15 protein-coding genes are annotated in these 15,101 nt (G+C 70.1%); 6 read left to right on the top strand and 9 right to left on the bottom strand.

Annotated elements, in window-relative coordinates; all coding sequences use genetic code 11:
- Positions 1-144: 144 nt before the first annotated feature.
- The 4 genes from F4556_RS35490 to F4556_RS35475 all read right to left on the bottom strand — a co-directional run bounded on the left by F4556_RS35490 (position 145) and on the right by F4556_RS35475 (position 2,462).
- Positions 145-348 carry a cold-shock protein gene (locus tag F4556_RS35490; RefSeq protein WP_030918248.1) on the bottom strand — a complete coding sequence of 68 codons (204 nt, stop codon included), beginning with the start codon at positions 346-348 and terminating at the stop codon, positions 145-147.
- Between the two features lie 258 nt (positions 349-606).
- Positions 607-1,263 (bottom strand): NUDIX domain-containing protein, encoded by a 657-nt coding sequence (locus F4556_RS35485; protein WP_184923576.1) that lies wholly within the window; start codon positions 1,261-1,263, stop codon positions 607-609.
- Positions 1,260-1,637 carry a DUF4406 domain-containing protein gene (locus F4556_RS35480; RefSeq protein ID WP_184923574.1) on the bottom strand — a complete coding sequence of 126 codons (378 nt, stop codon included), beginning with the start codon at positions 1,635-1,637 and terminating at the stop codon, positions 1,260-1,262. The genes F4556_RS35485 and F4556_RS35480 overlap by 4 nt, the downstream gene beginning before the upstream one ends.
- Positions 1,638-1,676: 39 nt before the next feature.
- Positions 1,677-2,462, bottom strand: a complete 786-nt coding sequence (locus F4556_RS35475) for a DeoR/GlpR family DNA-binding transcription regulator (RefSeq protein ID WP_184923572.1) — start codon at positions 2,460-2,462, stop codon at positions 1,677-1,679.
- A gap of 166 nt (positions 2,463-2,628) precedes the next feature.
- Between F4556_RS35475 and F4556_RS35470 the strand changes: the two genes are divergently transcribed.
- Positions 2,629-3,027 carry an LppU/SCO3897 family protein gene (locus F4556_RS35470; RefSeq protein WP_184923570.1) on the top strand — a complete coding sequence of 133 codons (399 nt, stop codon included), beginning with the start codon at positions 2,629-2,631 and terminating at the stop codon, positions 3,025-3,027.
- Between the two features lie 143 nt (positions 3,028-3,170).
- Positions 3,171-4,700: an LCP family protein gene (locus F4556_RS35465; protein ID WP_184923568.1), complete on the top strand. Its 1,530-nt coding sequence runs from the start codon at positions 3,171-3,173 to the stop codon at positions 4,698-4,700.
- Positions 4,701-4,708: 8 nt separating this feature from the next.
- Here the strand turns inward: F4556_RS35465 and F4556_RS35460 are convergent, their stop codons facing one another.
- The 3 genes from F4556_RS35460 to F4556_RS35450 all read right to left on the bottom strand — a co-directional run bounded on the left by F4556_RS35460 (position 4,709) and on the right by F4556_RS35450 (position 9,939).
- Entirely contained in the window at positions 4,709-5,446 is a 738-nt protein-coding gene (locus F4556_RS35460; RefSeq protein WP_313069078.1) for a DUF4232 domain-containing protein, read from the bottom strand.
- Positions 5,447-5,732: 286 nt separating this feature from the next.
- A complete protein-coding gene (locus F4556_RS35455) occupies positions 5,733-7,973 on the bottom strand; it encodes a glycoside hydrolase family 9 protein (protein WP_184923564.1) in 2,241 nt (746 codons plus the stop codon).
- 109 nt (positions 7,974-8,082) lie between these two features.
- A complete protein-coding gene (locus F4556_RS35450) occupies positions 8,083-9,939 on the bottom strand; it encodes an endo-1,4-beta-xylanase (RefSeq protein WP_184923562.1) in 1,857 nt (618 codons plus the stop codon).
- 221 nt (positions 9,940-10,160) lie between these two features.
- Here F4556_RS35450 and F4556_RS35445 point away from each other — a divergent pair, with 221 nt between their 5' ends.
- Both F4556_RS35445 and F4556_RS35440 read left to right on the top strand, forming a co-directional pair.
- Positions 10,161-11,192 (top strand): LacI family DNA-binding transcriptional regulator, encoded by a 1,032-nt coding sequence (locus tag F4556_RS35445; protein ID WP_184923560.1) that lies wholly within the window; start codon positions 10,161-10,163, stop codon positions 11,190-11,192.
- Between the two features lie 98 nt (positions 11,193-11,290).
- Positions 11,291-12,202, top strand: a complete 912-nt coding sequence (locus F4556_RS35440) for an ion transporter (protein WP_184923558.1) — start codon at positions 11,291-11,293, stop codon at positions 12,200-12,202.
- Positions 12,203-12,209: 7 nt separating this feature from the next.
- Here the strand turns inward: F4556_RS35440 and F4556_RS35435 are convergent, their stop codons facing one another.
- Complete coding sequence (locus F4556_RS35435; protein ID WP_184923556.1) at positions 12,210-12,746, bottom strand: hypothetical protein; 537 nt, start codon at positions 12,744-12,746, stop codon at positions 12,210-12,212.
- Positions 12,747-13,002: 256 nt separating this feature from the next.
- Between F4556_RS35435 and F4556_RS35430 the strand changes: the two genes are divergently transcribed.
- Entirely contained in the window at positions 13,003-14,424 is a 1,422-nt protein-coding gene (locus tag F4556_RS35430; RefSeq protein WP_184923554.1) for a NarK family nitrate/nitrite MFS transporter, read from the top strand.
- 80 nt (positions 14,425-14,504) lie between these two features.
- On the top strand, positions 14,505-14,807 hold the full coding sequence (locus F4556_RS35425; protein ID WP_184923552.1) for a putative quinol monooxygenase: 303 nt from the start codon (positions 14,505-14,507) through the stop codon (positions 14,805-14,807).
- Positions 14,808-14,828: 21 nt separating this feature from the next.
- Here F4556_RS35425 and F4556_RS35420 read toward each other — a convergent pair whose 3' ends face one another.
- On the bottom strand, positions 14,829-15,077 hold the full coding sequence (locus F4556_RS35420; RefSeq protein WP_184923550.1) for an SCO4226 family nickel-binding protein: 249 nt from the start codon (positions 15,075-15,077) through the stop codon (positions 14,829-14,831).
- Positions 15,078-15,101: the final 24 nt, after the last annotated feature.

Below are 15,101 nucleotides of genomic sequence, written 5' to 3'. Positions count from 1 at the left end.
AAGACCTTCCTCGGAGCGGCATGCCACGAGGCCGAAATCTCGAACCGTGAACATCCGGTTTCGGCAGAAATGCCGAGAGGCCCGCACCGTGCATGATGCGCGGTGCGGGCCTCTCCTGCGTGGCAGGTGCCTGCGCAGTGAAAACTACAGCGGGCGAATGTTCTCGGCCTGCGGGCCCTTCTGACCCTGCGTGACGTCGAACTCGACCTTCTGGCCCTCGAGCAGCTCGCGGAAGCCGTTGGCGTTGATGTTCGAGTAGTGGGCGAAGACGTCCGGGCCGCCACCCTCCTGCTCGATGAAGCCGAAGCCCTTTTCCGCGTTGAACCACTTCACAGTGCCGTTAGCCATAAGAAAATCTCCTTCAAGAGGCTGACCAGCGCCCGCCCTGTGCGGGAGCCGCGTCGCCGCGAGGATTACCCATCCGGTCGAAGCCGGGAAACAAAAACGCGCCTGCGTTCAAACCAGCAGGCGCACACAAAAGTCATGGGAACCAAAACTGCAACTTCCGTAACTGTAACAGAACCGCGCCGACTCCGGGGGAAATGACCCCAGCGGATCCCGCCGACGTGTCGGCGGTCACCACAGCACACTCATCGGAATATCCACTTATTTTCCGAACGGGCCGTCCAGCGCCGCCCATTGGAGCAACATGATGGTCTTCGCGTCGGCGATCGCACCGGTGCGCACCAAGTCCAGCGCTTCGGTGAAGGGCAGCTCCAGCACCTCGATGTCCTCCCCCTCCTCGGCCACCCCGCCGCCCGCCCCGGTACGGGTGCCCTGGCTGTAGGGGGCCGCGTAGAAGTGCAGGCGTTCGGTGACCGAACCGGGGCTCATGTAGACGTCGAACACGTGCTGCACCTCCCCGATGGTGTGCCCGGTCTCCTCGGCGGCCTCCCGGCGGATCGCGGTCTCCGGGTCGTCCTGGTCCAGCAGCCCGGCCGCCGTCTCCAGCAGCATGCCGTCCGGGTGGCCGTTGACGTACGCGGGGTAGCGGAACTGCCGGGTGAGCAGCACCGTCCCACGTTCGGTGTCGTACAGCAGGACGGTGGCGCCGTTGCCCCGGTCGTACGTCTCGCGCTGCTCGGTGCTCCACCGCCCGTCGCGGTGCCGGTAGTCGAAGGTGGTGGTGCGCAGCACGTACCAGTGGCAGGACAGCAGGGTGACGTCGCGGACCTTGACCCGGGGGTTGCCGGTGAGGTCGCGGCCGGCCCGGTCGAGGTGGGTGCGGCCGCGTCGGTCGGGGGTGTCGAGGCCGGCCGTCACCGTGCGGCCGGGATCTCGTCGAGGCGGTGGAAGACCCGCTTGCCCTGGTCGGCGGCCTGAGCGGTCATCAGATCGGCTCCCGCGGAGGGGCCGCCGATCCGCCAGACCGCGTCGCAGCGGGCCAGCAGGCGTTCGGCGACGGGGTGGAAGATCTCGTCGAAGGCCGGGTCGCCGACCTTCGCGGAGCCGGCCGTCTCGATCAGCGGCAGGGCCAGCGCCTCGCCGGTGACGGGCAGGTGGCCCGCCCGGAAGAGGGTGAGGGCGGCCCGGTTCATCGCCTCGACGTTCGCGGCCAGCTTGGCCGGGTCGTCTCCGGTGCCCGACCGGTACGGACCGGCGACCAGGATCATCAGGGGGCGGGGGCTGCCGGGCATCGGGGGGCCTTTCGTCGGTGGTTCGGGCGGGGTGAACGGTCAGATCAGGCGGGTGTCGACCCCGGCCTCGCGCAGGGCGGTGAGGGTGTGCGGACCGCTGGGGTGGGTGTCCGGGTCGGCCCCGGTGGCGTCGGTGACGAAGACGTCCACGGCGGACAGCGGGGCGACCCGGCTGAACGCCTGCACCCCGAGCTTGGTGGCGTCCGCCACCGCGACGGTCCTGGCCGCCCGGGCCAGCGCCGTCTGCTTGACCGCGCAGTCGTCGAGCGAGAACTCCGACCACCCGTGGTCGGCGTGCACCCCGCCGATCGACATCACGAAGCAGTCGAAGGCCAGCGCGTCCACCGCCCGCAGCGCGAGCGGCCCGATCAGCGACTGCTCGTTCGGCCGCGCCTCTCCCCCCAGCACCAGCAGCCGGATCCCGGGCTGGTCCGCCAGCCGGACGGCCGCCTGCAGGCTGAGCACCGCCACCGTCAGCGGCGCCCGCGCGATCAGCTGCGCCGCGACGTGCACGGTGGTGGTGCCGGCGTCCAGCAGCACCGTCTGTCCCGGCTCCACCAACTCCGCCACCGCGGCGCCAAGCCGGTTCTTGGTGGCGGCCTGCCACGGCTCCCGCGCCGCGAACCCCACCCCCCGCTCCCGCGTCCCGGTCGCCCGGGCACCGCCACGCACCCGCTCCACCATCCCCTGGCGCTCCAGCTCGTCCAGATCCCGCCGCACCGTCATCTCGGACACGCCGAGCCGCCGGGCCAGTTCGCCGACACCCATCTGCTCGGCGCCCTGGACCAGGCGCAAGGTGACGTCGAGGCGGTTCGCGGTAGTCATGACGCATTTCTAACATACGGATGTTCGCTCTGGTAGATCCATGTGAACTTTGCCCGATCGAGCCGAACCCACCCCAGGTCGGACAATTCGCTTTTCCGCTCGATCGCTTGGCATGACATGCCCTACTCTCTGGCGACACCCTGCCGCGCCCGACCAGAGGACGACCTTGACCAGCCCCGCTCCCGAGCTCCCCGACGCCACCGAAGCCCCGCCGCTCCCGGAGGAGAACGCCGCACCGCGCAGGCGCTGGTTCGGCCCGGGCGTCCGGGCGGCGCTCGTCGTGGCCGTCGGGGCGGCACTCGCCCTGACCGCCGCCACCTACTTCTACAAGGACGACCCGAGGGCCGCGAAGGCCGGCGACTGCGTCCACAACGCCGGCAGCGACAGCGACCCCGACGTGACGATCGTCGACTGCTCGGCGGCCGCGGGCACCGACCTCAAGGTCCTCAAGGTGGTCAACGGCGCCGACGAGAAGCAGTGCGACACCGAGCCCGGAGTCGTCGCCACCTACACCGAAAAGCGGACCAGCAGGACCTTCATCCTCTGCCTCGGCGACCGGACCTGACCGGTATCGATGGGCAGGACATCAAACCTCTGTTCACCGAAGCGTTCTGATTCCGTAACAGATCTCAATCCTGGCGCGTGATCTCCGATAGGTTCGTACAGGTGCCCGACGGGGGCCCGACCGCGAGAACCGGGGGACGCGCCATGCCGAACGACGAGCCGACTCCCGGCGGACGGGCGGCCGCCCGGCAGGCCGCCAAGAAGCGCGGCCAGCGCCGGCCGAAGACCCGACCCCGCTGGGTGGTGCCGACCCTGCTGACCGCCGGGGCGGTGCTGCTCGCGGGCTGCGGGGGTGCGTTCCTCTACCTGCGGCACCTGGACTCCAACATCCAGTCCGACCGGCTCGGCGCGGGCAACGCCCCGCCGCCGCCCGGCCAGGCCGACGCCAACGGCCGGGTCGCGATGAACATCCTGATCATCGGCACCGACAGCCGGAAGGGCCTCGGCGGCGGCTACGGCGACCGGCAGAACATCGGCCTCGGCAACAACGACGTCAACATCGTGCTGCACGTCTACCCCGACAAGCGCGCGGCGGTCGCCCTGGACCTGCCCCGGGACTCTCTGATCGACATCCCGAAGTGCACCTCCAAGGACGGCAAGGTCTCCCCGGCGGTGACCCACGTGCCGCTCAACGACGCGATGAGCCGGGGCGGCCCCGGCTGCGTACAGGACACCGTCCAGGCCCTGACCGGCCTGAAGATCGATTCCTGGGTCCTGGTCAACTTCCAGGGCGTCAAGGACCTCACCGACGCCGTCGGCGGTGTCGACGTCAACCTGTGCTCCCCGGTCGACGACTCGGGCTCGCACCTCGACATCCCGGCCGGACCGGTCAAACTGACGGGTGAACAGGGCCTCCAGTTCGTCCGCACCCGCCACGCCGTCGGGGACGGCACCGCGATCGGCCGGTTCTCGATGCAGCGCGCGTACCTCTCCTCCCTGCTGCGCAAGCTCACCGACAAGGGCACCCTGCTCGACCCGACCAAGGCGTTCCCGGTGATCGAGGCCGCCACCAAGTCGCTCACCGTCTCCGAGAACATCGCCGGCACCACGAAGCTGGTCTCGCTGGCCACCGACCTGAAGAACGTCAAGCCGTCCGAGGTCGAGTTCGTCCAGCCGCCCACCGCGTTCACCCACGACGACCCGAACCCGAACTACAAGGAGAAGAACAAGCTGGTCAACCCCGGGGCCCGCGACCTCTTCACGCTGATCCGGCTGGACAAGCCGCTCAGCGGCGGCGAGGACCACAGCGGAGGGCAGCCCACCGCCCCGGCCCCGAGCGCTCCCGCGCCGCCGGTGGTGGATCCGGCCACGGTCAGCGTCACCGTCCTCAACAGCACCGCCCAGAAGGGCCTGGCCACCAGCACGGCCGAGACCCTGGCCAGGCTCAAGTACAAGGCCGAAGCCGGCACCGGCGCTCCGAAGAACGTGACCACCAGCACCGTCCGGCACGCGCGGGCCGACCAGAAGGACGCCGCCCTCGCCATCGCACGCGCTCTCGGCCTCCCCGAGTCCGCCGTCGTGGCGGGCGGCCCGGGCACCGGTGTGGTGGTCACCCTCGGCGCCGACTACCGCCCCACCGCCACCTCCCCGACTGCCGCGCCGGTACCCACCGCCGTGCCGAGCGACGTAGCGGTGCACCAGGCGGACGAGACCGGCTGCACCAAAGTCAAGTAAGCCCCGGGCTATCCACGCGTCGTACCGGTGACCGGCCCCTTCGTCTCGTCCCGCGTCCACGGGCCGACGCCGAGCCGGCCGGTGGTGCCCAGGTCGAGTTCCGGGATCACCATCACGGGGTCGGAGTCCGCCTTCGCCCGCACCCGCAGGTACGGCGCGTGCACGGCCTCGCCGACGCCGACGTCGACCGTGTTGCGCCACACCACCGTGGCGCGGGCGCGCTCGCCCGGGCCCAGGGCCAGCGGCTCCGGCGTGCCGTCGGCTCCGGTGGCGATGGCGCTGCCGCCCTGCAGGACCTGAACGCCGTCCACCACCCGGTGCTGCTCGTCGAGGAGTTGGAGCTGCGGGTAGCCGTTCAACCGAACGGTGCCCGCACCGCAGTTCTCCAGGAACAGCCCCACCGCCCGGAGCCCCAGCGCGGCAGCGCCCTGGTCCGCGAAGACCCGCACCCCGGACGGCGGGCAGGGCCCGGTCTCGGCCGACGCCTCGGCGCCCGGCACGCTCCGCACCTTGGCGATCCGGACACTTCGCGGGGCGCCACCGTCCAGCCGCCGGGCGAGCTCGGCGACCGCCGTGCCCTTCACGGTCTCGCCGGGCCCGACCGCCGGGACGGTCTGATCAGCCGTCACCAACGCCTCCCCGGAAGCCGACCGGAAGGTGAAGGCGATCGAGTAGGAGAGTGGCCCGGCCTCGTGATTGGTGACCTCGAAGTCGGCGCAGCTGCCCCGGAAGGCGGTGATCCGCACCCCGTCCCTCCGCAGATCGGCGGGATCACCGAGCAACGTCGGCGTCGCCGCCCCCTTCGAAGGCACCGGACCGCAGGAGGGCGCCCCGGGCAGCGGTTCGGCCGACACCACCCCACCCCCGCTCCCCGGGCCGGCCGCCTCAGACCCACACGCGGTGAGCACCAAGGCGCCGGCCAGGGCAACGGGGAGAGCACACCAGGAGCTACGCATCCACCGAGTCGATCAGCCCTGGCCCCTGACGGGCTATGACCCGGGCCACACCTCCCGCAACATCCCTGTCACAGCCTCAGCTCTGGTCCGCCACGAACGACGCCAGCCGGGCCAGGGCTGAGTTCCAGTTGACGGTGTGTTCGTTCGTCGACCAGGACTGGATGTCGTCGATGTAGCAGAACTGGCCCTTGCAGCCCTGCAGTTTGCCCTGCGCGAAGGGGTCCTGGATGCTCGAGTTCGGGCCGCCGGCCAGGGTGCCGGCGGGCGGGCTCGGCAGCTTGGGGTCGAGCTGGTGGGCGTACCAACGTGCGTGCTGGTTATGAGAGTTGACCTCGCCGTAGCCGGTCACGTACGACATGTTCAGCGCGTTGCGACCGAGCAGGTAGTCCATGCTCTGCACGGCGCCGTCCCGGTACTTGCCGTCGCCGGTGAGGTCATAGGCGGTGGCGATGACGACGGCGTTGTGCAGGATCTGGTGGTTGGAGCCCCAGTCGTAGAGGTTGCCGTCGGGGGCGTACGGGATGCCGTACGGGTGGGCCTTGAGCGTGGCCAGATAGCGGTCGGCGCCGCTGACGATCGAACGGCGCACCTCGCGCCGGTCGCGCAGCCCGCTCGGCACGGTCGCCAGGTCCAGCCGGGCCGCGGCCGCCGTCCTGGCCCAGTCGTAGCCGAGCGGGCCGAAGATGTCGGCCTGGTGGACCGGGGAGTTGAGGACGTAGGTCTCGAACGCCTTCTCCCCCGTGGTCAGGTACAGCTCGGCGGCCGCCCAGTAGAACTCGTCGGTCACGTTGTCGTCGGCGTAGGCGCCGCCGCCCGTGCCGTCGTTCGCGGAGGCGTACAGGTCGGGGTGGGCGAGCGCTGCGGTCCAGGCCGTGCGGGCGGCCTGCAGGGCCTTGGCGGCGAAGGCCGGGTCGTACGGACGGTACAGGCGGGCCGCCTGCGCGGCCGTCGCCGCCAGGTTCAGGGTCGCCGCGGTGGACGGCGGGTGCAGCTCGCGCTTCTGCGGGTCGTCGCTCGGCAGCAGCGGCAGGCCCGTCCACTTCTCGTCATGGATCTTGTGGTGGGCCATTCCGGCCAGCGGATGCCCCTCGGGCACCTGCATCTTCAGCAGGAAGTCCAGCTCCCAGCGGGCCTCGTCGAGGATGTCCGGCACCCCGTTGCCGCTCTCCGGAATGGCGAGTGTGCCGTCGCCGAGCGCGGCGGGCCGGCCGGTGCGGGCGTGCAGGGAGCGCTCGTAGGTGCTCAGCAACTCCCAGGTGGCGATACCGCCGTTGACCACGTACTTGCCGTGGTCGCCCGCGTCGTACCAACCGCCGGTGACGTCGAGGGTGTAGTCGCAGACCCCCGGCTGGCAGGGCACGGCCCCGTCCCCGGTGGGTGCGGTGCCCAGGTGCCCGGCGGGGCGGGCGTAGCCGGGCCGCAGGTCCGCGCGGATCGCGATGCCGCTGCGCTGCGTGTAGTAGTACTTCGCGGCGTCCAGGCGCAGCTTGTCGTAGGCGGCCGTGCCGATGTCGAACGGACGGCTGCGCTCCCCGTCGGCGATCAGGGTGAAGCCCTGCCCCGGCCTGTGCTGGGACCCGAAGTCGATGGTGTGGACGTTCTGTCCGGACGAGGGGTCTATCCCCTTGGGAACCGTCCAACCCCGGGCGGCCACCGTGCCGTTGGCGTTGTTCAGCTGCCAGCGCAGCTTCGTCGTCTTGTCGGTGACGAGCGTGGCGTTCTTCGGCCCGGCGGGCAGATACGCGACCTGGTTGACGCGCACCCGCGGCCCGGTGTCCGGCTTGTACACCTCCGGCGGTACACCGCCGATCAGCGAGGCGTCGTCCAGGCAGAAGCGCCAGGCGTCCGCACTGCCGCCGAGCTGGAAGGCGACCTGGCCCTGCGGGGTGTCGACGGGCGAAGTGAAGGTGTACGCATACGAGTTGCCGGAGACGCTCAGTTGCGGCGCCACCTCGAAGTAGGTGTCGTACGGTGCCGCCGACAGGCCGACGATCGCCCGTACCTTGTGCCCGTCGGGCGCGGTGTCGGCGTAGAACGAGAACCGGTACGACTCCCCCTTCACCAGGGCGATGTCGTTCTGGCCGATGCCGGCGTCCCAGGCGTTGGTGGTGCCGCCGGGCACGTTCGCGCAGAGCCGTCCGCCGGACAGGCCGGCGGTGACGTTGGCGCTCACCCACCAGGGGTCGGTGGTGCTGTCGAAGGTGCCGTTCTTGAGCTGCTCGGACTCCGCCGCGGCAGCCGGTACGGCGGGGAGTGCGGTGAGCCCCGCCGCCAGCAGGGCCGCCAGGGACAGCAGGGTGGTGCTGCGTCGTTTCACGTCTGAACTCCTCGAGGAAAGGATGCCGGGAGCGCTCCCACAGCGCTCGCGGTCAGGGTGGGAAGGGGAGGACCCCTGGCCAACAGGGCCCTCCCCCGGTGCGTGCGTCCTACATGTGCCACTTCTGACTGGCCCCGCCGTGGCAGGTCCAGAGGATCGCCCGAGCGCCGTTGCCGGTGGCCCCGTAAGAGGTGTCAAGGCACAGGCCCGAGGCGAGGTTGACGATCGTGCCGGCGCTCGTCAGGGTCCACTTCTGGTTGGCCGTTCCCCCGCAGTCCCAGATCTGCAGGTTCGTGCCGGGCGCCCCGCCGGTCGGGAAGTCCAGGCACTTGCCCTGGACGCGGAGGCTGCCGTCGTACGTGAGCGTGAAGGTCTGGTTGGGGCTGGCCCAGCAGTCCCACAGCTGTCCGAGCGACCCGTTGGCGCCGTTCAGCGGCACGTCGAGGCAGCGCCCGGAGTTGTCGCCGATCAGGGGCCGGGAGCTGAAGGACCACTGCTGGTTGGCGCCGACGTAGCAGTTCCACAGGACGAGCTTCGTGCCGTTGCCGGTGGCGCCGCCCCACGGATCGGCGCACAGGCCCGAGGAGTTGCTCCGCAGGTTTCCGTCCGTGGTCAGCGTCCACTTCTGGTTGGCGGCACCCGAGCAGCTCCACACCTGGAGGTTCCAGCCGGGGGCCGCGCCGTTCGGGGCGTCCAGGCACTTGCCCCCGCCCCGGACCGAGCCGTCGGCGTGCAGCAGGAACGACTGGCTGGACGAGCCGGTGCAGTCCCACAGCTGTAGTTGCGTGCCGTCCCCGCCCGCCGGGACGTCCAGGCACCTGCCGGACTTGGCGCCGACGAGCCACACGTAGGCGCCGAGCGAGGTGGAACCCTGGCCGCCGCCCGAGCCGCCGCCGAAGGCGTTCAGCGCGGCGTAATAGGCGGGCTTCGGCTGGTAGTTGACGTCGAACAGGGTCGCCGATCCCCAGCTGCCGGGGAAGAACAGCGGCACCCAGTTGTCGGCGTCGCCGACCGCCCACTGGGACATCCCGACGCAGCGGGCGACGTTGAGGCAGGCGGTGACGAGGTTCTTGGTCTCGGTGGCCTGGGTGTTCAGGTCGCCCGGATTGACCGGCGTCTGGTTCTGCTTCTCCTTGACCTGCATCCGGTTGTCGTACTCGGTGACCGCGACGTCGAGCCCGAGGCCGGTCAGGCGCTGCATGTTCGACTGGATGGTGGACGGCACCGTGCCGACCTCGAAGTGGCTCTCCAGGCCGATGCCGTCGAGCGGCACCCCGTCGGCTTTGAGCTGCTTCGCCAGGTTGTACATGGCGTTGCTCTTGGGCGAGTTGTCGCCCTCGGTGTTGTAGTCGTTGAGGTACAGCTTGACGTCGGGGTCGGCGGCCCGGGCGGCGCGCAGCGCGATGGCGATGTAGTCCTTGCCCATCGCCTGGTAGAAGACGCTGTTGCGGTAGCTTCCGTCGTCGTTGAACGGCTCGTTGACCACGTCCCAGGCGAGCAGTTTGCCCTTGTAGTGCTTCACCAGCTGGGTGACGTGGTTCTCCATCGCCCCGCGCACCTGCTGCAGCGGGAGCTGCTTGACCCAGGCCGGCAGCTGGCTCTCGACGTCGGGGTTGTACCAGACCAGGGTGTGGCCGCGGACCTTCATTCCCTTGCCGGCGGCCCATTCCTGGATCCGGTCACCGGGGCCGTAGTTGAAGTTGCCCGGGCTGGGCTCGCTGGTGTCCCACTTCATCTCGTTCTCGGGGGTGATCACGCCGAACTCCCGGGCGGCCAGGGAGGTGGCCGTGGGGTTGTTCAGGGAGTTCGAGCTCATGATCCCGCCGAAGTAGCGGCCCTTGGCCTGGGCGGCTTCCTTGAGGGTGGTCGGGGCGGCTGCCGCGGGCGGCGCGACGGCCGAGAACAGGCCGAGCGCCAGGGCGCAGGCCGCTCCCGCTCTGAGGGCGGACGTGACAGATCTGGACATGATTCATCTCCTGCTGTCGGGTGGAGGTGCAGGTTCTGAGCTGGCGGGCGACGACGACTTCGAAATATTTCGAAATCATCTCGGAGCGCCGACGCCATAACCTAGAAACCGAGCCGGTCTCGGTCAAGGTCTGGAGCGGGAAAATCTAGGAACTGCACGGCTCTGGAGGCTTCGAAATATTTGCGATAAATTCGACGCATCGCACGGAGGAGTTGAGAGAGTTGAGCGAGCAGCGCCCGACCCTGGCGGTCATCGCCGCAGAGGCCGGCGTCTCCCAGGCCACGGTCTCCAAGGTGGTCAACGGTCGGAGCGACGTCGCCCCCGGCACCCGCGAACGCGTCGAGGGGATCCTGAGCGCCCACAACTACCTGCCGCCCGGACGGCACACCCGGGCCCGCCGGTCCGGCCTGGTCGACCTCGTGATCAGCGGGCTCGACAGCGCCTGGGCGGTGGAGATCCTGCGCGGCGTCGAAGCCGAGTGCGCCGACCACGGCGTCGGCACGGTGGTCTCCATCGTCCGGTCGGACGAGGCCGTCCCGCCGAGCTGGACCGACCTGCCGGTGCTGCACCACAGCGAGGGCGTCATCCTGGTGACCTCCGACGTGACGGAGCAGCAGATCAGGAAGGTCCGGGCCGCCGGTGTCGAACTGGTCGTCATCGACCCGGTGCACCTGCCGGGCCAGAACGTGCCGAGCGTCGGCGCGACGAACTGGGCGGGCGGCCTGGCGGCCACCGAGCACCTGCTGTCGCTCGGGCACCGGCGGATCGGGGTCATCGGCGGCCGCAAGGAACTGCTGTGCAGTCAGGCCCGCATCGACGGCTACCGGGCCGCGCTGGAACGCGCCGGGATCGAGGTCGACCGCGACCTGATCCGCTTCGGCGACTTCCAGCACGAGGGCGGCTTCCGCAACGCGGTCGACCTGCTGGCGCTGCCCGACCGGCCCACCGCGATCTTCGCCGGCAGTGACGTGCAGGCCATGGGCGCCTACGAGGCCGCCCGGCAGGCCGGGCTCCGCATCCCCCAGGACCTCAGCATCGTCGGCTTCGACGACCTCCCGATGTGTGACTGGTTGTCACCCCCGCTGACCACCGTCCGCCAGCCGCTCGAGGAGATGGGCCGGGTCGCCGCCCGGATGCTCTTCCAGATGCTGGACGGCCGGCCGCCGGTGAGCTCCCGGGTGGAGCTGGCGACCGAGTTGAGGGTCCGTCACTCCACCGCCGCACCGTCCCTCGGGCCGTCCACGTTCGGGTGAGGTTCGGGCCGGCCGCGTGCCCTGATGGAGAGTCAGGCGTTGGGCGTGCGGAATGGCGATCACCGTCCCGCCCGGCGGTCGGTACAAGGGGAACAGCGATGACAGACCTGACCACAGTGCAGAACGGTATCGGCAAGCTGGCCACCCGCTGCCGGACGGTGAACGAGGCACCCGTGTTCGCGTTCACCGTGCTCACGGTGATCCTGCTGAACGCCGTCCTGCTCGGCGTGGAGACCTACCCCGGGCTGTCAAGCACGTACAGCCGGGCCCTCGACGGGGCCGAGTTCGCCTGTCTGGTGGTGTTCACGCTGGAAATGCTGGTCCGACTGGGCGCCCACCTGGACCGGCCCGCGGCCTTCTTCCGCGACCCGTGGAACGTCTTCGACCTGCTGGTGGTCTCGTCCGCGTTCATCCCGTTCCTACGTGAGAACACCACCCTGCTGCGGCTGCTCCGGCTGGCCCGGGTACTGCGCACGGCGCGCTTCATGCCGCAGCTGCGCGTCCTGCTGGTGGCGGTCGGCCGCAGCCTGCCGGGGACGGCGAGCTTCCTGGTGGTCGGGGCGCTCGTGCTGTACGTGTACTCGATGGTCGGCTGGATCTGCTTCGCCCCGTACGACCCGGAGCACTACGGTTCGCTGGGCCGGGCCTCGCTGACGCTGTTTCTGCTGATGACGCTGGACGGGCTCGGCGAGTCCGTCCGGGCCGGGCTCGAGATCTCGCCGTTCAGCATCGTGTTCTACGCCTCCTACGTACTGTTCGGCTCCTTCGTCCTGGTCAACGTGCTGATCGGGGTGGTGCTGAACGCCCTCGACGAGGCGCGCGAGATCGAGGCCGCCCAGGCCGCCGAAGCCGCCCGCCCGGCGGTCGAGGTCGCCGTCACGGACCCGACCGACGAGCTGCGGCTGCGGATCACCGCGGTGCGGCAGGCGCTGGACGAGATGGAGACCCAGCTCGGCACGCCCCTCTGGGCACCCCGGCAGGAGCAGCCCGCCCACGCCCACTCGCGCTGAGCAGCGCTCAGTACTCCTTGAGCACGATGGCGGCGGCAGCCTTGTGGATGGGCTCCATCGTCTTCGCCATCAGCCGGTCCTTGCCGGGCAGGCGGTTGATCAGCCGCAGCATCGTCATCGACATCCGGACCTGGCCCGCGCTGCGCAGCACCATCCGCTTGATGTTGGCCGAGCCGAGCTTCTGGTTCACCGCGACGAACGGGCGCAGCTCCCGCTCGTACCCGGCCAGCCCGGCGTCCTGCGCCTGTCGGCCGCCGAAGGTGTCCCCGTCGATCGCGGCCACCCGCTTCCCGGCGGCGTCGACGATCGAGCCGGTGCGTACGGCGGTGCGCTGCGCGCGGATCTGCTCCCGCAGCCCCATCCGGGTCACCACGTCCAGGGCGGCGCCGCGGATGTCGACCTTGTAGTCGCCCTCCCGGATCCCGCCCGCCCGCTCCACCACGGTCGGCTCGAAGCCGTGCCGGTGCGGCCAGTACGCCGCCGCCGTACCGGCGATTCCGGCGCCGGGTATGTGATCATCCGCATCCTCGCACCCGATGATCATCCATAAAATACCTGCGAGTCAGTAACTTCCGCATCCGGAACGGAACTTACGGAGGCTCACATTCCGCTCAGGCGCCGACCGCTACGCCGCTCCCTCGCTCCGGGGCGGCCGTCCGGCGGGACTTTCGGCCGGCCCGGAGGTGGCGTTGGACTCTCGGTAAGCCCTGGTTAAAGGAGCACTGTGGAGACATCGGGACCTGCGCGGGCGTCCTCCGCCCGGCCGGCAGGCGCTCCGTCTCAACAGCAGGGGAAGCACCATGAGTTCCACGCTCCAGCGCGCCTCGCAGCCGCCCGCAGGCGGCTCCGTATCCGACCCGGAGGACTACCGGCCCGGCCGCACCGTCACGGTGTGGGAGCCGGAGGACGAGGTCTTCTGGAAGTCGGTCGGCAGACGCGTCGCCACCCGGAACCTGTGGATCGCGGTACCGGCCCTGCTGGTGGCCTTCGTGGTCTGGCAGGTCTGGTCGGTCACCGCGACCAACCTCAAGGACGTCGGCTTCGACATCTCCACCTCGCAGCTGTTCTGGCTGACCGCCATCCCCGGTCTCACCGGCGGCACGGCCCGGATCTTCTACACCTTCCTCGGCCCCAGGATCGGCCAGCGCCGCTTCACCGCGATCTCCACCGCCGTCCTGGTCCTCCCGCTGCTCTGGCTCGGCATCGCCATCCAGGACACCTCGACCCCGTTCGGCGTACTGGCCGTGATCGCCGCCCTCTGCGGCTTCGGCGGCGCGAACTTCTCCTCCTCGCTCGCCAACATCGGGTTCTTCTTCCCGAAGCGGGAGAAGGGCAACGCGACCGGCATCAACGGCGGCCTCGGCAACCTCGGCGTCTCGGTCGTCCAGCTGCTCACCCCGGTGCTGATCACCTCCTCGATGCTCGCCATCGGCTCGGCCCAGCACAAGGCCGACGGCACACCGGTCTACCTGCAGAACGCCGCCTTCGTGTGGATCCCGGTGCTGATCGTCCTCGCGCTGGTGAGCTGGTTCGGCCAGAACGACCTCAAGGTCGCCTCCACCCCCTTCAGCCGGCAGCGCGTCATCTTCCGGCGCAAGCACACCTGGCTGATGACCTGGCTCTACGTCGGCACCTTCGGTTCCTTCATCGGCTTCGCCGCCGCGCTGCCCCTGCTGATCAAGACCACCTTCCCGGCCTACTCGGTCGCCACCTACGCCTGGATGGGCCCCGCCCTCGGCGCCCTCGCCCGGTGGGCCGGCGGCTGGATCGCCGACAAGCTCGGCGGCGCGCGGGTCACCGTACTGTCCTTCGTCGGGATGGCCGCGTCCATCGTCGGGGTCATCAACTTCCTGCCCACCGGCGGCAACGAAGGCTCGTTCTACGGCTTCTTCGCCTGCTTCCTGGCCGCGTTCTTCTTCTCCGGCATCGGCAACGGCTCGACCTTCCGGCAGATCCCGGTGATCTTCCGGGCCCAGCACCTGAAGGGCCTCACCGAGGGCACGGCCGCGCACGACCAGGCCCTCAAGCAGGCCGAGATGGAGTCCGGGGCCGTCACCGGCTTCACCGCCGCGATCGCCGCCTACGGGTTCTTCTTCATCCCGGCCATGTTCGCCAACTTCGCCGTCACCAGCGCGATGTGGGGATTCGTCGCCTTCTACCTCAGCTGCATCGCGGTCGCCTGGTGGTACTACGCCCGCCGCGGCGCCGAGTCCCCCAGCTGAACCCGACCGACTGACCGATCGACCGCCGACAGCCCGGGCCCTGTGGCCCGGGCCCGGTGCGTACTTGCTAGGTTCACCGCATGTCGAACAGCCTGCGCGTCATCGTCCACATCACCACCCAGCCCGGCCGGGGTGCCGAGCAGATCGCCGCATTCACCGCGCTGGCACCGGTGGTTCGGGCCGAACCGGGTTGCCTGCAGTACGACCTGCACACCGTGAACGACGACCCGGACCGCTTCGTCCTGCTCGAGGAGTGGGCGTCGGCGGAGGCCCTGCGGCAGCACGACGCCTCGGCCCACATGGTCGCGGCGGACGCCGCCAACAAGGCGTTCCGCGCGGGCCCGGCCGAGATCGTGATGCTCAGCCCGAAGCCCGTGGCCTGACGGCCCGACCGTCTCACGCACTCAGACGATCAGCGGCACCGGGTGAATCTCGTCGGCCGGGTGCCCGGTCCGCTCGTGGATCCGCTGGACCGCTTCCCTGGACGGCGCCTCGGACAGGCAGTACACGACGCCCGCCTCCGGGTCCGCCCACGCCTGCTCGAAGTGCACGCTCTCGTCGCCCTCGATGGCGAGATCCGCCATGTGGGCCGCGCGGAGCTCCTCCGCCGTGATCCCCACCATGTTCTGGTGCACATCCATGAACTTCGCCATGGTCCCAACACCTCCGGAGTCCGT

This window comes from Kitasatospora gansuensis, from assembly GCF_014203705.1.
GTDB classification, from domain to species: Bacteria; Actinomycetota; Actinomycetes; order Streptomycetales; family Streptomycetaceae; genus Kitasatospora; species Kitasatospora gansuensis.
Note: the sequence above shows the minus strand (reverse complement) of the source record. Positions and strands in the feature narration are given on the sequence as shown.